Annotated in this window: 16 protein-coding genes; 12 read left to right on the top strand and 4 right to left on the bottom strand. The window is 41.1% G+C overall.

The window, feature by feature from the left end; translation table 11 throughout:
- Positions 1 to 21: 21 nt before the first annotated feature.
- Complete coding sequence (locus BST86_RS00685; RefSeq protein WP_105981595.1) at positions 22 to 2655, bottom strand: valine--tRNA ligase; 2634 nt, start codon at positions 2653 to 2655, stop codon at positions 22 to 24.
- A 177-nt stretch (positions 2656 to 2832) separates the two neighbouring features.
- On the opposite strand from BST86_RS00685, the gene BST86_RS00680 reads away from it, so the two are divergent.
- A complete protein-coding gene (locus tag BST86_RS00680) occupies positions 2833 to 3141 on the top strand; it encodes a DUF1573 domain-containing protein (RefSeq protein WP_242446423.1) in 309 nt (102 codons plus the stop codon).
- Here the strand turns inward: BST86_RS00680 and BST86_RS00675 are convergent, their stop codons facing one another.
- Positions 3142 to 4482, bottom strand: a complete 1341-nt coding sequence (locus tag BST86_RS00675) for an aspartyl protease family protein (protein ID WP_172443287.1) — start codon at positions 4480 to 4482, stop codon at positions 3142 to 3144.
- Between the two features lie 73 nt (positions 4483 to 4555).
- Between BST86_RS00675 and BST86_RS00670 the strand changes: the two genes are divergently transcribed.
- The 7 genes from BST86_RS00670 (at position 4556) to BST86_RS00640 (ending at position 12598) form a co-directional block, all read left to right on the top strand.
- On the top strand, positions 4556 to 5746 hold the full coding sequence (locus BST86_RS00670) for a pyridoxal phosphate-dependent aminotransferase (RefSeq protein WP_105981593.1): 1191 nt from the start codon (positions 4556 to 4558) through the stop codon (positions 5744 to 5746).
- On the top strand, positions 5743 to 6774 hold the full coding sequence (gene murB, locus BST86_RS00665; RefSeq protein WP_105981592.1) for a UDP-N-acetylmuramate dehydrogenase: 1032 nt from the start codon (positions 5743 to 5745) through the stop codon (positions 6772 to 6774). The genes BST86_RS00670 and murB overlap by 4 nt, the downstream gene beginning before the upstream one ends.
- Positions 6775 to 6819: 45 nt before the next feature.
- The gene (locus BST86_RS00660) at positions 6820 to 7026 is read left to right on the top strand and encodes a hypothetical protein (RefSeq protein WP_055412033.1); all 207 of its coding nucleotides are present in this window, start codon (positions 6820 to 6822) and stop codon (positions 7024 to 7026) included.
- Positions 7027 to 8133: a glycosyltransferase gene (locus tag BST86_RS00655; protein ID WP_105981591.1), complete on the top strand. Its 1107-nt coding sequence runs from the start codon at positions 7027 to 7029 to the stop codon at positions 8131 to 8133.
- A gap of 47 nt (positions 8134 to 8180) precedes the next feature.
- Positions 8181 to 9053 (top strand): lipoyl synthase, encoded by an 873-nt coding sequence (gene lipA, locus BST86_RS00650; RefSeq protein WP_055412031.1) that lies wholly within the window; start codon positions 8181 to 8183, stop codon positions 9051 to 9053.
- A gap of 28 nt (positions 9054 to 9081) precedes the next feature.
- Complete coding sequence (gene gap, locus BST86_RS00645) at positions 9082 to 10077, top strand: type I glyceraldehyde-3-phosphate dehydrogenase (protein ID WP_105981590.1); 996 nt, start codon at positions 9082 to 9084, stop codon at positions 10075 to 10077.
- Between the two features lie 154 nt (positions 10078 to 10231).
- On the top strand, positions 10232 to 12598 hold the full coding sequence (locus BST86_RS00640; protein WP_105981589.1) for a tetratricopeptide repeat-containing hybrid sensor histidine kinase/response regulator: 2367 nt from the start codon (positions 10232 to 10234) through the stop codon (positions 12596 to 12598).
- Here the strand turns inward: BST86_RS00640 and lpxK are convergent.
- Positions 12579 to 13562 carry a tetraacyldisaccharide 4'-kinase gene (lpxK, locus tag BST86_RS00635; RefSeq protein ID WP_105981588.1) on the bottom strand — a complete coding sequence of 328 codons (984 nt, stop codon included), beginning with the start codon at positions 13560 to 13562 and terminating at the stop codon, positions 12579 to 12581. The genes BST86_RS00640 and lpxK overlap by 20 nt on opposite strands.
- A gap of 47 nt (positions 13563 to 13609) precedes the next feature.
- Here lpxK and BST86_RS00630 point away from each other — a divergent pair, with 47 nt between their 5' ends.
- The 3 genes from BST86_RS00630 (at position 13610) to msrA (ending at position 16269) form a co-directional block, all read left to right on the top strand.
- Complete coding sequence (locus BST86_RS00630) at positions 13610 to 14701, top strand: Nif3-like dinuclear metal center hexameric protein (RefSeq protein ID WP_105981587.1); 1092 nt, start codon at positions 13610 to 13612, stop codon at positions 14699 to 14701.
- Positions 14702 to 14705: 4 nt separating this feature from the next.
- The gene (locus BST86_RS00625) at positions 14706 to 15485 is read left to right on the top strand and encodes a zinc ribbon domain-containing protein (protein ID WP_105981586.1); all 780 of its coding nucleotides are present in this window, start codon (positions 14706 to 14708) and stop codon (positions 15483 to 15485) included.
- A 121-nt stretch (positions 15486 to 15606) separates the two neighbouring features.
- Entirely contained in the window at positions 15607 to 16269 is a 663-nt protein-coding gene (gene msrA, locus BST86_RS00620; protein ID WP_105981585.1) for a peptide-methionine (S)-S-oxide reductase MsrA, read from the top strand.
- On the opposite strand, the gene BST86_RS00615 is transcribed toward msrA, so the two are convergent.
- Positions 16266 to 17528, bottom strand: coding sequence for an NRAMP family divalent metal transporter (locus BST86_RS00615; RefSeq protein ID WP_105981584.1), 1263 nt, complete (start codon positions 17526 to 17528; stop codon positions 16266 to 16268). The two genes, msrA and BST86_RS00615, sit on opposite strands and share 4 nt — an antisense overlap.
- A 185-nt stretch (positions 17529 to 17713) precedes the next feature.
- Here BST86_RS00615 and asnB point away from each other — a divergent pair, with 185 nt between their 5' ends.
- Positions 17714 to 19375, top strand: a complete 1662-nt coding sequence (gene asnB / locus BST86_RS00610) for an asparagine synthase B (protein WP_105981583.1) — start codon at positions 17714 to 17716, stop codon at positions 19373 to 19375.
- Positions 19376 to 19491: the final 116 nt, after the last annotated feature.

Raw genomic sequence — 19491 nt, 5'->3', positions numbered from 1 at the left:
AAAATTGAATGGATTCATGATTTATGATTCTAGGGCGGTAAGGCTGGATTGAATGGTTTCGATTTTGGCAAGTGCGTCAGCTTCCTTTTTGCGTTCCATGGCTACAACCTGTTCTGGAGCACCGGCCATAAATCGCTCATTGGATAACTTTTTCTGTACGCTCATCAAAAAGCCCTGAGCATGTTGAAGCTCTGCTTTAAGCTTCTCAATCTCTGCAGCCGTATCGATATTTCCTTCCAGAGGCACGAAATATTCATTTGATCGCACGCGATAACTGGCAGCGCCAGCCACTTGATCTTCAACGATCTTAATGGAAGTTATATTACCCATCTTTTTGATGAGTTCATCATAAGCGCTGGAAAGGTTCTCATTATTGATGACCAAAAGATCAATTTCATTCTTGAAGCTTATCTGCTTTTCCTTACGCACTTTGCGCACACCGGAAATAGCTTCCTTAACCAACTCAAAATCGGTAAGTAAATCTTGATCAATCGTTCCAGTTTCTGGCCAGGTATTGATAGACAAGGCCTCACTAGGCTGGCGATTATGGATGCTTTGCCATATTTCTTCTGTAATAAATGGCGTGAACGGATGCATTAACCTCAGGTTATCCTCAAATAGATCAATTACTTCAGCCAAAGTTTGTGCATCAATGGGCTGCTGGTAGGCTGGTTTTATAATTTCCAGCAACCATCCACAAAAGTCGTCCCAGATCAATTTATAACTGGCCATGAGGACATCGCTTATGCGATATTTAGAATAATGATCCTCGATCTCTTCCATGGCCTGTGCAAACCTACTGCGGTACCAGGCAATGCCTTGCGCGGCATAATCTGGCTGCGGTAGTTGTTTGTCCACTTCCCAACCTTGTGTAAGCCTAAAGGCGTTCCACATCTTGTTGACAAAGTTTTTTCCCTGCTGGCATAGATCCTCATCAAACATGAGGTCATTACCAGCCGCACTACTCAACAGCAATCCCACACGCACGCCATCTGCGCTGTATTCTTCCAATAGTTTCAGGGCGTCTGGTGAATTACCCAGCGATTTGGACATCTTGCGACGTTGTTTATCACGTACCAATCCTGTGAGGTATACCTTGTCAAAAGGCTTCTCGTCCCGCAATTCATATCCAGCAACGATCATGCGCGCTACCCAGAAAAACAAAATATCTGGACCGGTTACTAAATCCCTTGTAGGATAATAATAATTGATCTCTTCGTTCTCAGGTTCCAAAACACCATTAAAAACACTTATGGGCCATAACCAACTTGAAAACCAAGTATCGAGAACATCACTCTCTTGACGTAGATCTTTTTCTGTTATGGTGTTGTCGTTAGTTCGCTTTCGCGAAAGCGTAACGGCCTCTTCCACACTACTTGCCACCACAAAATCATCTGTACCATCGCCGTAGTAATAAGCAGGAATGCGTTGTCCCCAAACCAGCTGGCGTGAGATGTTCCAATCGCGTACGTTCTCCATCCAGTGGAAGTAGGTACTCTTGAATTTTGAAGGCAAAAGCTCTACAATATCTTCCTTAACCGCTTTGATAGCGGGCTGTGCCAGTTCTTCCATCTTAAGGAACCACTGGTCTGAGAGTCTGGGCTCTATGACTGCTTTGGTACGTTCACTCGTACCCACTTTATGAACATGGTTTTCCTTTTTGACCAAGAAACCTTTCTCTTCAAGCTCTATTGAAATTTGCTTGCGCACCTCAAACCGATCCAATCCTTCATAGTGCAAACCAAAACTGTTGAGTGTCGCATCTGCATTGAAAATATCGATGACTTCTAGATTATGCGTTTCTCCTATCTTTTTGTCATTTTCATCATGGGCTGGCGTGATTTTCAAACAACCAGTACCAAACTCCACATCCACATAATCGTCTGCGATTACTGGGATTTCTCTATTAACAATAGGAACAATAACCGTGTTACCGATTAGATGCGTGTAACGCTCATCGGCTGGATTAACGCAAACCGCGGTGTCTCCCAAAATAGTTTCAGGTCTTGTTGTGGCAATGGTGACCTTATCGCTACTTCCTTTAATGGGGTATTCTAGGTAAAATAAATTCCCATTACGCTCTTCATAAATGACCTCTTCATCGCTCAAGGTTGTTTGTGCCACTGGATCCCAGTTCACCATGCGGTACCCACGATAGATCAAACCCTTGTTATAAAGATCTATGAAGACCTTGATCACGCTGGCAGACATATCATCATCCAGTGTGAATTTTGTTCTGGACCAGTCACAACTGGCACCTAATTTTTTAAGTTGCTCGAGAATGATCCCGCCATACTCATGTGTCCACTGCCAGGCATGCTCCAAAAATTCCTCGCGAGTCAGGCCATTCTTATCAATTCCTTGTTCCTGTAGCTTTTTAACGACTTTAGCCTCTGTCGCAATGGATGCGTGATCTGTTCCAGGAACCCAACAAGCGTTATAACCTTTCAAACGAGCACGACGTATGAGTACATCCTGAATGGTATTGTTCAACATATGACCCATATGCAACACGCCAGTGACATTAGGTGGTGGTATGACTATGGTATAACTCTCTCTATCATCTGGAACTGATGTGAAAAAGTCGTTCTCCATCCAGTATTTGTACCACTTTTCTTCGGCGGTTTTAGAGTCGTATTTGGATGCTTTAGTCATGTTTGGCTTAATTATTGAAAATGAATGGCAAAAGTAATTATAACTTAAATCATAAGCCAATAAGCAGGCAATTATGAACTTTGAGTATTTTTATAAAAACAACTGGTTATGAAACCTATTTTAATTCTGATTTCGACGCTTTTTTTTGGATACAGTTCCCTAGCACAAACTGCTGAAATGACATCCATAGAATTTGAGAACAAAGTCATTGATTACGGCTCGATTAAAAAAGGTGAAGATGGAAAACGCACCTTTGTGTTTACCAACACTGGTAATGCTCCTTTTGTGGTATCTGATATATTTTCTTCCTGCACCTGTGATGTTATCTCTAAGCCAGAAATGCCTATAGCTCCAGGTGATAAAGGTAAAATTGTTGTAACCTACGACACCAAAAAATTAGGCCCTATCGTAAAAACTTTGACCGTCAAAGGAAACATCCCGCAAGGAATCATCCCTTTAAAATTAAAAGGTGTTGTGGTGGAGTAGCTAGATGACCGGAACCAATTCAAATTTAACTTTGAAAATGGCCTCACCTCTCTTGACGGTAAATCTGATGGTAGAATAAGGTTTTCTGAAAAACTTTTTTGAAACATTTGTCAAGCTCAAACTCGATTGGGAAACGCTATTGACTTTAATAATCTCATCTCCTACTTTGAGACCAGCTTCATCAGCTGGCGATTCTGGCCTGACGTAGCTTATCAAAAGTTTGGGTGTAATCTTAATAACCCTTCTTCTTGAGTTGGGCTGAAATGAACCTTCGGTATTTACTCTTCCGTAATTCCCTTTTGTCGATTCAGTTTTTGCATTCTCAATAGTGGTAAACACTTCCAAGTCACCTTCTATCAATTCAAGTCCAGCCATGTTGTAGAAAAAACCTTCCTCTAGATTTGATTCAGGCCTTAGGTACATGGACTCATTTTTATAGTCTAAAACAACTTTAAATCTGCTCAGAACCTCGCCACCTATCGAACCCTTATAATCCTCTTCTTGATTAACATCCACCTTTCGATTGGTAAGGCTTTCCATTTCTGGTAAGGATACAGTAACCTTATTTAATTTGTGCTTACCAAGATAAACTCGGTCTACTTTAGATCTTTGTCCTTTTACCTTACCGCTCAATCCCATTCCGAGAAAATCCTCAAAACTTTTATTAGGCGTCACCGCCTTTTTTAAAGGAGGTAACAACCAGAGCGCATCACCATTTCCAGTATCGATTAAGGTATTCAACTCTATCTCACTACCGTTATTTTGCACTACAGATTGGAAATAGGGCTTTCGATTTTTGATCGTTATAGGGATACGGGTAGATCGGCGTAACTTCCTTTTTAAAAAGGATGGATCGCGATAAAGTTTCAAGACTTCATTCTCATAATCTATGACTACTAGAAAATCAGCGAAGAAATCACATCCCATCAATCCATGAATGGTAACGCCCAAGAATCCTGATAAATTAATATTATCGTTAGCCATGACAAACAAGCCCGCATTCTTATTGGAGTAACCATAAATGTCTAAAACATTTTTATCGCTGTAGTAAACATCAAACGGTTTTCGTTCACCATAACCTGATATTTTAAGAGGTTGACCGGTCCGTAATTCAAGAGAATCAATTTCTTGCAGATTAAAAATGATGGACCTAGAGGCACCGGTATCTAGAATAAAGTTTAAAGCTGTCCCATTGACTTTTACGGGAATCACAATAAGATTTTGGGAACGAGTGAACGGAATAGTGACCTCATCAACACCGTCAGGCAATGAAAAACCCTGCTGCCCTAGAGCAGAAAAACAGTTCAAGAAAAAGAAAACACTAACTAAAAGTCGACTCATAGTACTAAATATACGCCATCGCATTTGAGCGAGACATGCCCTATTCATACCTTTGCATTGCAAAATTAATTCCATGCCACAGATATCAGAAAAAGGAAGGTCAATGCCTTCATCTCCAGTTCGTAAACTTGTCCCATTTGCAGAAGCTGCAAAACAGCGAGGAACACACATCTACCAGCTTAACATAGGCCAGCCAGATATTAAAACGCCTAAGCAGGCCATTGATGCGGTTAGACAAAATGATATAACCATCCTTGAATATAGTCATAGTGCAGGGAACTTAACTTACAGAGAAAAGTTGATATCTCATTACAATAAGTTAGGCATGAACTTGTCCATCGACGATATCATCGTTTCCACCGGTGGTAGCGAGGCGTTGTTGTTTGCCATGGGAAGCATTTGCGATTATGGTGATGAAGTCATCATTCCAGAGCCATTCTATGCCAACTATAACGGGTTTGCCACAGCTAGCGGCGTTACCGTAAAGCCTATTACAACCAGTATTGACAATAATTTTGCATTGCCATCCATAGCAGAATTTGAAAAATTAATCACAGATAAAACCAAAGCCATTCTCATCTGTAATCCAGGAAATCCTACTGGGTATCTTTATACTCAGGAAGAAATGGATCAATTGGCAGCGCTGGTCAAAAAGCACGATTTATTTCTTGTGGCAGATGAAGTCTATAGAGAATTTGCCTATGATGGACGTGAGCATTTCTCAGTCTTGAATCAAGCAGGTCTGAAAAACCACGCGATTATGATCGATAGTGTGAGCAAACGCTACAGTATGTGTGGCGCACGAATAGGTTGCATGGTTTCCAAAAATAAGGAAGTTGTAGCTGCAGCAATGAAATTTGCTCAGGCCAGATTAAGCCCACCAACTTTTGCGCAAATTGCCGCAGAAGCCGCTCTTGACACACCACAATCCTATTTTGACGACGTGATACAGGAATATATCGAGCGTCGAGACATTCTTATATCCAGCCTTAAAAAAATCGACGGTGTAGAAGTGGCAAATCCAGGTGGCGCCTTCTATTGCGTTGCTCAATTACCCGTAGATGATACTGATGAATTTGCTCAATGGCTACTGGAATCTTTTGACTTTGAGGGCGAAACCATCATGGTGGCACCAGCAGCAGGCTTCTATAGCACACCAGGCATGGGTAAAAACCAGATCAGGATCGCATATGTACTCGAGAAAGATTCTTTGGTAAAAGCAGTAAACATCTTAGAGAAAGGACTCAAGGCCTATTTATCGTGATTGAGATTTCACATGGATACTCTTTAAAGAAGCACAATACTTTTGGTATTTCCGCTTTCGCGAAAGCGTACACCTCAATAACCACCTTACAGCAATTAGAAGAAGCACTCACCTATTTTGTTGGTGCGGAAAAATTTTTGTTAGGTGGCGGCAGTAATATGCTTATCCTGAATGACATTGAAAAGCCGGTCCTACACATCAATTTAAAAGGCATTGAAAAAGTAAACGAGAATGGCAATAAAGTTCATCTAAAGGTGATGGCTGGTGAAAACTGGCATGAATTGGTACTCTATTGTGTCAACAATAACTTTGCAGGAATTGAAAATCTCGCTCTCATTCCAGGAAATACTGGTACTGCTCCTATTCAAAATATAGGTGCCTATGGTGTGGAGCTAAAAGACGTTTTTGTTTCTTGTGAGGTGATGGATCTGGAGACCAGAGCCGTGAAGACCTTGACTAAAGAAGACTGTAATTTTGGCTATCGAGATTCCATTTTTAAGAACGAAGCCTTGGGCAAATTTGTGATTACCTCAGTCACACTAGAGTTGACGGATCTTAAAAAAAACAATGATTATCAACTCAAGGTTGATTATGGTGCCATCAAGGAAGAAATGCAGCAATTGCCTGGTGAAGACACTATAGGCAAAGTCGCCCAAGCGGTCATTAATATTAGGACCAGTAAACTACCAGACCCTAAAGTAATAGGCAATAGTGGCAGTTTTTTCAAAAACCCTGTCATCGATAAAGAAACCTATCTAAAACTCCTCGAATCCTTTCCAGACATGCCTAGTTATCAAGTAAATGATAATGAGGTCAAAATACCAGCTGGATGGCTGATCGATAAATCTGGTTTTAAAGGCAAACGGTACGGTGATGCAGGAGTTCATGATAGACAAGCCTTAGTATTAGTCAATCACGGCAAGGCTACAGGAATGGAAATCTTGAGTGTGGCAAGAGAGATTCAAAAAACCGTCAAGGAAACTTATGGAATCGTCATTGAGACTGAGGTCAACCTTATAGAGAATTAGTATAATCACAAGGTTTAATCATCGCCAAATTATTAAATTTGCATCATGGAATTACTATTGATCACATTCGGTTTGTTAGCTCTGGCGTTTGCTGGGATTGCCATTAAAATTTGGGGTAAAAAGGACGGTAAGTTCGCTGGAACTTGCGCCAGCCAAAACCCATATTTGAACAAGGATGGACAAGCCTGCAGTATGTGCGGTAAATTGCCAGAAGAACAAGGTAATTGCGATACCAGCGATAAAAAAGCATAGATGGCAATAGGTTTATTCTATGTAATCCTTTTGGGTTGTGTCCTACTCAACGTTTGCTTTTACTTTTATTTTTCCAAGGTCTGCTTTTCTAATCCAACGACTTACACTAAAAACGTCACACCAGTATCGGTGATCGTTTGCGCAAAGAATGAAGAGGAAAATTTAAAGAGACTTGTTCCTCAACTTCTTTCTCAGGATCATCCCAATTTTGAAATCATCTTGATCAATGACGCCAGTACCGATGATACTCGATTTGTGATAGAAGAATATATGGCGCAACATCCGCAAATTAAAATGGTGGATGTGGTCAACAACGAGACCTTTTGGGGCAATAAAAAATATGCTTTAACCCTAGGTATCAAAAAAGCAGTCAATGACCATTTGGTTTTTATTGATGCAGACTGTGAGCCAGCAAGTAACCAGTGGCTGTCCCTATTAAGCAGTCCATTGAAGAACGACACTACCATAGTTTTGGGTTACAGCGGCTATCACAAGGCTAAAAATTCCTTACTCAACGCATTGATCCGGTTTGAAACTGTTCTGGCAGCGGTTCAGTATTTGGGCTATGCCATGAGAGGTAATCCTTATATGGGCGTGGGCCGCAATCTGGCTTATACTTCAAAACAGTTTTATGACGTGAGTGGTTTCATGAGTCACATGAAGGTAATGGGTGGCGATGACGATCTGTTTGTGAATGAAGCTGCTACTGGAAACAATACTGCAGTGGTCATTGATCCAGAGGCCTTTACCATGAGCAAGCCAAAACAGGAATGGAATAAATGGTGGATCCAGAAAAAAAGACACGTACAGACGTCAAAACTCTATAAGACCAAGCACAAATTGAGTCTTGGGCTGTTTTTCACTTCTCAGATCTTCTTTTTTATAGCCACCATCTTGGGGTTCCTTTTTGGGCTGCAATGGGAAGCTATTCTATCGCTGGTTCTAATAAGATACGTGATCGTGTGGATCGTAATGGGGAAAGGATTATCTCGCTTTCGCGAAAGCGAACTCATTCCATTCTTCCCATTACTGGAACTATTACTGGTATTTCTTCAGGCCGGTCTATTTATCTCAAACATTACCCACAAACCCAGTCGCTGGAAGTAGTCAGGTTTTAACTCTTTGAACGACTACATTATCCTTAACTTTGTTCTATGAATACAGCAGAAACAAGCGTTGCGCCACCTAAGGGAAAACCAAAATGGTTGCGCGTCAAATTGCCGGTAGGTCAGAAATATAAAGAGTTGCGCGGTGTGGTCGACAAGTACGATCTACACACGATATGTACCTCTGGAAGTTGCCCCAATATGGGTGAATGCTGGACTGAAGGTACCGCGACATTCATGATTTTAGGGAACACCTGCACACGCTCTTGTGGTTTTTGTGGTGTGAAAACCGGCAGACCAGAAGATGTCGACTGGGCAGAGCCTGAAAAAGTTGCCCGCAGCATTAAGCTCATGAACATCAAGCATGCCGTACTTACCAGTGTGGATCGTGATGATCTCAAGGATATGGGTAGTATCATCTGGAAAGAAACCGTTGCCGCAGTGCGACGCATGAATCCCACAACCACCCTAGAAACGTTAATCCCAGATTTTCAAGGAGTGACTAGAAATATTGACCGCATCGTTGCTGCAAATCCAGAGGTGGTTTCCCACAATATGGAGACCGTGAAACGACTGACTCGTGAGGTGCGCATACAGGCAAAATATGAACGTAGTCTCGAGGTATTGAGATATTTGAAGCAAGAAGGCATCAACCGTACCAAATCTGGTATCATGTTGGGACTGGGCGAGCAAGAAAGCGAGGTCATTCAGACCATGGAAGATTTGCGAGACAATAACGTGGATGTTGTCACTATAGGACAATACTTGCAACCTTCTAAAAAGCATCTTCCTGTCAAGGAATTTATCACACCAGATCAATTCAAGAAATACGAGACTCTAGGCCTGGAAATGGGCTTCAGACACGTGGAAAGTGGCGCGCTGGTTCGCAGTTCTTACAAGGCGCACAAACATATTCTATAGATTTCCTTAAAGGTAAATTAGCACAGTTATGATACAGGTTGCCATAAATGGCTTTGGACGCATAGGCCGTACGTTTTTACGCACCACACTATTGAATCCACAAGTCAACGTTGTGGCAATTAATGATCTTGCTTCTATCGAAGTGATGGCGCACCTTTTTAAGTATGATTCCATTCATGGAGTACTACCTAATGAAGTGACCCATGATCAGGATCATTTGATTATCGATGGCAACAAGATCAGGTTCACGCATCATTCCGCTTTAGATCAGCTCCAGTGGAATGACATTGACGTTGTCATAGAATCTACAGGTAAGTTCAAATCTGTTGCAGACCTTAACAAACATCTTACTGCAGGTGCAGGAAAAGTTATTTTGAGTGCACCAGCCGTAGACGATGCTATTAAAACGGTGGTTTTAGGAGTGAATGACCACATCCTTGAAAAATCAGACCGCATTGTTTCCAATGCCAGTTGTACGACTAATAATGCCGCGCCTATGATCAAGGTTCTCGATGAACTTTGTGGTGTGGAGCAGGCATATATCACAACGGTGCACAGCTACACGACAGACCAAAGTCTACACGATCAACCGCATAGAGATTTAAGGCGTGCCCGCGCAGCTGGACAATCCATAGTGCCTACCACAACCGGTGCCGCCAAAGCGCTTACCAAAATCTTTCCGCATTTGAGTGATGTCATAGGTGGTTGCGGTATACGTGTGCCGGTTCCCAATGGCAGCTTGACAGACATGACCATCAATGTAAAGCAAGAAGTTACCATTGATCAAGTGAATGATGCTTTTATCGCTTTCGCGAAAGCGAACCCATCAACCTTTAGTTATACCGATGTACCGTTAGTTTCTATCGATATATCGGGATCTCCTTTTTCATGTATTTATGATAGTCAGATGACTTCGGTCATCGGGAAATTGGTAAAGATCATAGGCTGGTACGATAATGAAAGTGGATATTCCAACCGACTTTTGGATCTAGTGGTGAGATTAGATAGCTTGAACAAAAGTTAATAATTGCACATCTTTATCGATAAACGGATGATCTCTCGCCTAAAACAAGGGTAGATTCCGCATCTTGATTCTAACCGTTTATATTTGTTATTCAAGTTTTTGTGTGAAAAGAGTAATTTTTTTAGCAATCACCATTCTATTAAATTTTTATGGAATGGCGCAGGATACAGACAGCAGGCTATCTCAGGAAGGCCAGCAAATCGCTGTTGATGCCATGTTGGAGCGCGCAAATCTTGAACTACAAAGCAACCGTTTTACCGAGGCCCAGAAAACACTGCAGGCCGCCATGGAGATTGCAAGTGACTCTGCCATACATTTAAGAACGCAGGTCGTTGAGGCGAACTTCTTTATTTATACGGGACAATTAGACGAGGCTCAAAAAAATGTGGATCGTCTTAAAAGTCAGATACCGCTGACGTCAGATTTTTATATAGATCTACTTCTTATCCAAGCGGATATTCACATTAGAAAAAAAGAATATCTCCTAGCTGATGAGATTTTGAAGACGATCAATATTGCGTTGACTAAATCACAGGACAGCACGAATGCACTTAAGGCTCGATACTTATCGGCTAATTTGAATTTGAGCACTGCCAACTATACGGAAGCACTGGAAATCTACAAGGATATCATTCCTAAACTACGTGAGCAGAGTTTATTCTACTTTGAATCTAAAGCCACCTTCAACCTAGCGGAAACGCACTTTGAAAAAGGTGACTATGACAGTGCCAACGAGGTTGTGGAGCAAGCTGTTTCTAAGGCGAGTAGCTATGGATTTACAGGCATATTACTTAGCTGCTATTATTTAAAATCGTCTGTTGAAAAAGGCTTGGGCAACTATGAACAAGCGTTGTTATTCTTAGAGAAATATCAGCAACTTAAAGATAGTCAATCCAACGACACCAATTCACTCGCAACCAGCTCAGCATCTATTGATAAAGTAGGTGAGCTTAAAAAAGAGCTTTTGGCAAAAGATCAACTTATAGCAGATCAGGACACAAAATTGAAAGGTCGTGGGATGCAGAACATCCTGTTTTTTGTATTGCTTACGCTCATGTCCTTATTGACCATGTCCTTATTTAAGAATAATAAGCTAAGAGCGAAAAGTAATCAAACTCTAGAAGGCAAGAACTCTGCTCTTATGGATGAACGTGATCGAGCGCAAGATGCTGCCAAAATAAAAGCAGATTTCTTATCTACTATTACTCACGAACTGCGCACACCTATGTATGCCGTTACCGGTTTGACGCACTTATTATTAGAGACTGAACCTAGACATGATCAAAGAGAGCATCTAGAAACGCTTCAATCTTCAGGTGAATATCTATTATCATTGATCGACAATATTCTGGACTTCAATAAATTGGAAGCCAATAAAGTCGAGCTGGAGCAGATTCCGTTTGACCTTAAAAAGCGAGTGGAAGACATTACGACGTCTCTAACTAATCAAGCTAAGGATCAAGGCAACAGCCTAAGCCTAGAATTTGACAGTAGAATCCCAAGTCGTATTAAAGGTGATCCTGTTAAGATGTCTCAAATTCTTATCAACCTTGTGGGCAATGCCATCAAGTTCACCAAAAACGGTAATGTTTGGATTAGAGTGGATCAGGTAAAACAAGTTGAGGATAGATGCCTTATTCACTTTGAAGTAGAGGATAATGGTAAAGGAATATCTGAAGAGAAACAACAGGACATCTTCAACAACTTTACGCAGGAAGGTTCCAGTACTACGAGAGAATATGGTGGTACCGGTCTAGGATTAGCTATTGTGAAAAACCTTGTAAGCCTCATGGGTAGTCAGATCGTTCTGGATAGTAAGATAGGAAGAGGTAGTATTTTCTCTTTTGATCTTTGGTTTGAGTTACCAGATACCAATAAGTTTTATGAAGATAAAAACTTAAAGATCTACGAAACGGAAACAGAAGAAGAGTATCCAGAGTACAAGAAACCAGTAAGGTCTCCTAAGACCCAAAAAGAAGATAAAACCGCTTCCATCGAGAAGACGGAAAAAATAGAACCAGTTACTGCCGAAGAAAATAAAGCACCACAGAATCAAGAAGACGCTGCTAAAAAAGAAACTCAAGAAACATCAGAAGGTAAAAACAACGATGTCATTGGCCTCAAAAAGGCTACTCCTATTGAACTCATCTCTAAGAAAATTCTGATTGTTGAGGACAACAAGATCAACCAAATGATCACTCGCAAGATTCTTGAAGGAAAGAATTTTGACTGTGACATTGCAAACAATGGTATTGAGGCATTAGGTAAGATCAAGGAGAATACATATGATCTAGTTTTAATGGACATACACATGCCAGGCATGGATGGCAAGCAGTGTACTCGTGAAGTGCGCAAATTTGATCGTGAGCTCCCTATTATCGCCCTTACCGCTGTGACTCTGGACGAATCAGAGAAAGAATTCTATGAGATTGGGTTTGACGATATCATACCTAAACCTTTTAAAATGGATGAATTCTTTGAAAAGATCCAAAAGGCCTTTACTAATTACCAGATATATTAATCTGAGGCTCTTCACCTATGAAGACGGTAGTGATTCCCACGTAGTATAAATTTTCCAGATTAAATTCTTTGAGTCTCACGTAATCCTTTTCGGTGGTGAGAATAATGTCATCTTTTTGCAGACCATCCAGATCTGAAGCTCTAAAATTATAATGATCTGGGAATTTCAAATGCTGGATAATTACAAATCTTTCTAGAAATCGAATAAAGTATTCTGGTTTTGCTATTCCAGTAATCACCTTGACATCTTTTCCCTTTAGACTAGACAAGTCTAGTTCATGATGCTGCCCAATCGCATGATCGCTATACGAGATTTTAGAAAAATAAACTTTCTGATAGGCTTTTGGCTTGATTCGCTCGTTGATAGAAATCATTTCAGCTTCAGTGAGTCCATCTGGACATTTTGTAACAACGATACTTTGAGCACGATCAGCTCCAGCTCTGGACTCTCTTAAATTACCAGCAGGCAACAGTGCATCATTGAAGTATGGCTGGCTGTAATGTGTCAATAGCACATAATGGGACGCCTTGACATATCGATGTTGGAAAGCATCATCCAGTATTATAAGATCTAAATCATGATCTTCTAAAAGTCGTTTGATGCCATCCACACGTTTTTCACAAACCGAAACTATCAATTGATCCCTAAATTTCAGTTTGAATTGCAAAGGTTCATCACCTACCTCAGTCGCCTTACTAGATTCAAAAACTTCTAGATAACCTTTGGTGGCACGACCATAACCACGACTTAGGACAGCGATTTTATGGCCAGCATGCTGCCTTACGAGGTATTCCACCATAGGAGACTTGCCGGTGCCACCAGTACTCAAATTACCTACAGCAATGATGGGAATTTCAAATGAAGTAGCGTTGATCCAGCCTTTATCAAAACCGTAGTTGCGCAAGCCGGTAACACCATCATAAAGAATCGAAAACGGATACAGCAAAAATCGTAGGCCTGTCATGACCTCAAAAGTAGCTTAAATTTTATCTTTACTATTTTACGACATCTATGAAAATCAAGGATATTACAGACCACATTGAACAATTGGCACCGCTACATTATGCGCAGGATTTTGATAATGTTGGATTGCTGGTTGGAGAATACACAACTCAGGTTACCGGTGTTTTGATCACCTTGGACTGCTTAGAGAATGTGGTGCAGGAAGCGATAGAAAAAAAATGCAACTTGATCGTCACCTTTCATCCCATCATCTTTTCAGGCTTAAAGCATCTCAAACCTACCGATTATGTGAGGCGAGCAGTTCTTAAAGCCATCAAACACGATATTGCCATATATGCGACACACACTGCATTAGACATGGCCCATGGCGGCGTGAGCTATCGCATGGCGCAAGAATTGAAACTTCAAAACGTTGAAACACTGGTGCCAGAACGATCAGTGATCAAAAAACTGATGGTTCATGTTCCAGATACCCATAAAAAGGACCTTCAAGAAGCCTTATTTGTGGCTGGCGCTGGGCAATTGGGAAATTATAGCGAGTGTAGCTTTAGCATTGCAGGAACCGGAACATTCAAGGGAAACGAGCACAGCAATCCATCCTTGGGCTCTCCAGGCGTTAGAGAAGTGGCAAGCGAGGTCCTTCTGGAAGTGGCATATCTGCCGCATCTGGAACGATCGATCTTGAGCGCGATGATGAAGCACCATCCTTATGAAGAGGTCTCCTACTCCATCCAGACGCTAGAAAACGAGTACGCTAGAATGGGAATGGGAACCGTTGGAGAATTGGAACAACCACTAGCCAGCGATGAATTTTTAAAACTCGTAAAGACAACGTTTAACGCTGGTGTGGTGAGAAGTTCGCTTTCGCGAAAGCGAAACATCCATAAAGTAGCTTTATTAGGAGGTTCTGGCTCCTTTGCCATTAAAGATGCCATCAGTAGAGGTGCAGATGCCTACATCACCGCAGACCTGAAATATCACGACTTTTTCCAAGGCGAAAACATCTTGCTTTGCGACGTGGGACACTATGAAAGTGAGCAGTTCACAAAAAACCTATTGCAGGAATATATTAGCGAGAAATTTAGTATTTTTGCAATCCTTTGCGCACAGACGCAAACAAACCCTGTAAATTACACATAGACAGATGGCAAAAAAGACCGAGGCAACTGTAGAAGACAAGTTAAGAGAACTTTACGACCTACAATTAATCGATTCTAGAATTGATGAGATACGCAACGTTCGTGGGGAATTACCTCTAGAAGTTGAAGATCTTGAAGATGAAGTGGAAGGATTGAAAACACGTCTTGCAAAACTAGACACGCATCTAGTAGAGCTTAATGAGCAGATCAAGGGCAAGAAGAATTTGATTGAAGAGGCAAAGACCTTGATCAAAAAATATTCTGAGCAACAAAAAAACGTTCGTAACAATCGTGAGTTCAACTCTTTATCCAAAGAAATTGAATTCCAAGAATTGGAAATGGAACTGGCTGAAAAGCACATACGTGAATTCAAAGCACAGATTGAGCAACAAAACGAAGTCATTGCAGAAAGCAAAGAGCGGCTTGAAACTCGTGCAGATCACTTAAAGCACAAGCAAGCAGAACTTAAGGAAATCCTTAAAGAGACTGAAAAAGAAGAGCAGGCTCTTATCAAAATGTCTAACGAGCATGCAGAAAGCATTGAGCCAAGACTTATGAAAGCTTATGCTCGTATCAGAAAGAATGTAAAGAACGGCCTTGCTGTTGTGCCTATTGAAAGAGGTGCCTCTGGTGGTTCTTACTTTACCATTCCACCACAGGTTCAAGTTGAAATAGCATCTCGCAAGAAGATCATCACTGACGAGCACTCTGGAAGAATTCTTGTTGACGCGGCACTTGCGCATGAGCAGGCAGAAAAAATGAGCGCCACATTTGAAAAGATCTAAAGCTGATCTTTTCCATTGTAAATAACCCGTCTAGGTCAATCCTAGACGGGTTTTTCTTTTAACTAGGATTTAAGGGATGAACACCCTACCGACTCTACTTTTGAAGAAAATAAATAATATTATGAAACTAATAAGCTTAATACTGTTGATGTTTGCAGCAAACAGCTGTAACCAAAAAGATAAGGACATGGAGCAAACAGAGGCTGCCATGAATTCAGAACCTATTGAAGTAGCCGCAACGCAAGAAGGAATGGAAAAAGCGTATTTCGCTAGTGGATGTTTCTGGTGTGTAGAAGAAATCTATGAAAGTGTCAATGGTGTGAGCGAGGCCATTTCTGGTTACAGTGGTGGCACGACTGAAAACCCTACCTACGAACAGTCAAACACCGGTACCACAGGTCACGCTGAAGCTAATGAGATTATTTACGATCCTAAAGTTGTAAGCTTTGAAACCCTAGTAGATGTTTACTTTGCCTCTCAAAATATTGAACAGGTAAACGGTCAAGGTCCCGATCGTGGGTCACAGTACCGCAGTATCATTTTCTATCAAAATGATGAGCAAAAACAAATCATCGCCTCAAAAATCAAGGAGCTGGAAGATGCTGGTTATGAAGTGGCTGCAGAGGTCAAGCCCTTTGAAAAATTCTGGGTTGCTGAGGATTATCATCAAGACTATGCAGAAAATCACCCAACGAACGGATATATACAAAACGTATCTATTCCAAGATGGAGACGTTTTGCCGCAGCAATGCCCAACGTTATTAAGGAAGGTGTAAGCCATTAGTCAAAACCTCCAAAGTAGTAGAAGATATATACTACTGAGAATAAGATCAACACAGTAATTCCCAAAAGAGAAATCGACCTCATTAAAAAGTCAGGTTGGTGTTCTTTTGGGAATTTTCTATTGGTGACCAATTTATAATTGAGAACCGCAACGATAGGTGCAAATAGAAAGGATAATATAGTGGCTATATCTACGAGCAATAAAAATCCTTTTGGGTTATCACTCAAAACATAGTTGATCACAAAACCTCCTGTAGCCGTTATCATCAAAGCGACCAAGTACCATTTTGAATTTACTTCAGTTCCTTTTAGGAATAGAACCTCGCAAGATCTTTTAAGCGCTCGAGAATAACCATCCAACACGCCTATACTCGTGCCATACATGATACAAAATGCCGCAACAGCAATCATATAATAGGACCACTCACCTATCGCACCAGTGAACAAACCTATGACTTGATTAAAGAAATCTGCACTACTGGATGCCACTAAAATGTCTGTACCATACACCAAATAAGAACCTAGGGTCAAAAACATCACAGCTAGAACCGCACTTATCCAATAACCTAAGGCAAATTCCCCAGTAGCTTGCTTTACCGTAGACTTGTAGCCGCTAGATTTTTGTTTTTCAAGAGTCCACAAGCTATTCCAGGCACTTAAATCTACAGCGGTAGGCATCCAACCCATTAAGGCAATAGCAAAAGGTATGGTGGTAAGAGACCATAACTCTGGCGCTACAAAATCTGAGGATGGTATGGCAGGACCTTTAATCAAGACCAAAACAAAGGATACCAAGGTGCAAACGATCATTAAAAAACCTACAATCTTGATGAGATGATCCAACAATGTAAACTTCCCAAAAGCTAAAATCCCAAAACAAGACACGATCACCAATAACAACGGGACAAAAGCGCTAGCTGGTGTCTGTATTTGGAACAGCTCCTTCATAAAGACGGCGGTTACATTAAAAACGGCGGCACTAACAAAGAATAAACTCACGATCATTACAAAAAAATAGGACCCTATGGCCCATTTCCCCATACGCCCATAACCATCGATAAGACTTTCTCCAGTACCTGCAGCATATCGCGTTCCGTATTCAAAAAAGGGATACTTCAATATATTGATCACCACTATTGCCATCAAAAATCCAAATCCATAAATCATTCCAGCTCTGGTGCTTTGAACCAGGTGGCTTACTCCAATGGCGGTGCTGGCAAATATTAAACCTGGACCCAAGATCTTAAGAAAATTACTCATCGCTGATTCATAGCATTAAATTTGTTTACTAAGAATTTTTAATTATGTTTGTTTTGTTATGTTACAAAATAATAATTTCAGAACTAATAATAATCCTTCACAAACGTAGGGTAGTCTCTGATATTTAATAATATTCTAAAGGTCTACTTCAAAGTAGACCTTTTTTCATTTAAAAACCAATCATTATGTGCGGAATCGTAGGAGTATTCGATCTAAAAAAAAGCAGTGCAGACCAACGACAGGATGTACTTGAACTTTCAAAAAAACTAAGACATCGTGGTCCAGACTGGTCAGGAATCTACTGTGGTGAAAAAGCCATCCTGGCTCACGAGCGCCTGACCATTGTGGATCCACAATCTGGCGGACAGCCGTTATATAGCCCAGATGGCAAAATTGTTTTGGCGGTAAATGGGGAAATTTATAACCACCAGAAAATACGTGAACAATACAGTGATTATAAATTCAAGACAAAATCAGATTGCGAAGTTATCCTTGCTCTATATCAAGATAAAGGCGTCAATTTTATGGATGATTTAGTAGGCATGTACAGTTTTGCACTATATGATAGCGAGAAGGATGTATTCTTATGTGCTCGGGACCATCAAGGAATCATACCGTTGTATTACGGGACAGATGAAATGGGTCAGTTTTATGTAGCAAGTGAATTAAAGGCCTTAGAAGGAACCTGCAATGAAATCGCTCCGTTCCCACCAGGACACTACTATTACAGTGAGGACAAAGAATTTAAAAAGTGGTACGATCGCGATTGGAAAGACTATGACGCCGTAAAGGACAACACCAGTTCAGTAAAAGAATTGCGCAAAGCGATGGAAGATAGCGTTCACAGACATCTGATGAGTGACGTACCTTATGGTGTCTTGCTTTCTGGTGGACTGGACAGTTCTATTGTAAGTGCCGTAGCAAAAAAATATGCCGCGAGGCGTGTTGAGTCTGGCGATTACGCAGACGCCTGGTGGCCACAATTACACTCCTTTGCGATAGGTCTTGAAGGCAGTCCAGATCTTGCCGCTGCAGAAACGGTAGCAGAACATATAGGAACCGTGCACCACAGTGTCAACTTTACGATTCAAGAAGGTCTTGATGCCATAAAAGATGTCATCTACTATTTGGAAACCTATGATGTGACCACGGTAAGAGCTTCCACACCTATGTATTTATTGGCTCGAGTAATCAAATCCATGGGTATTAAGATGGTACTGTCTGGAGAAGGTAGTGACGAGATTTTTGGCGGTTACCTCTACTTTCACAAAGCGCCTAGTCCAGAAGAATTCCACAAAGAAACCGTTCGTAAACTAGACACGCTACACCTATACGATAACTTGAGAGCGAACAAATCCTTGGCCGCTTGGGGTATTGAAGGTCGCGTACCTTTCCTTGATAAAGAATTCATGGATGTTGCCATGCGATTGAACCCTAAGGATAAGATGTGCGGTAAAGGCAAGATGGAAAAGCACATATTGCGTGAAGCCTTTGAAGACTACTTGCCAAAAAGTGTGGCCTGGAGACAGAAAGAACAATTTAGCGACGGTGTAGGATACAGCTGGATCGATACTCTAAAGGAAACTGTAAACGAACAGGTTACTGATGAAATGATGGAATCTGCTAAATACAAGTTCAAAATCAATCCACCACAAAGCAAGGAAGAATACTATTATCGCAGCATCTTTAGCGATCATTTCCCTAGTGATGCCGCGGCGAGTTGTGTGCCATCAGTAAAATCTGTGGCCTGCTCTACTCCTATTGCATTGGAATGGGATGCCGCATTTAAGAATATGAATGACCCTTCAGGCAGAGCAGTTGCTGGAGTTCACGATGATGGATATTAAAATGTGAGCTTAAAATGTTTGCGCTTTCGCGAAAGCGTAATTATCTTTACACTTCAATGGAAAGAACAAATCATACTTGGTGGTGGAATAACATAGCTCAACAGCCGTGAAGTCAC

The sequence above is a fragment of the Nonlabens agnitus genome, assembly GCF_002994045.1.
GTDB lineage: Bacteria > Bacteroidota > Bacteroidia > Flavobacteriales > Flavobacteriaceae > Nonlabens > Nonlabens agnitus.
Note: the sequence above shows the minus strand (reverse complement) of the source record. Positions and strands in the feature narration are given on the sequence as shown.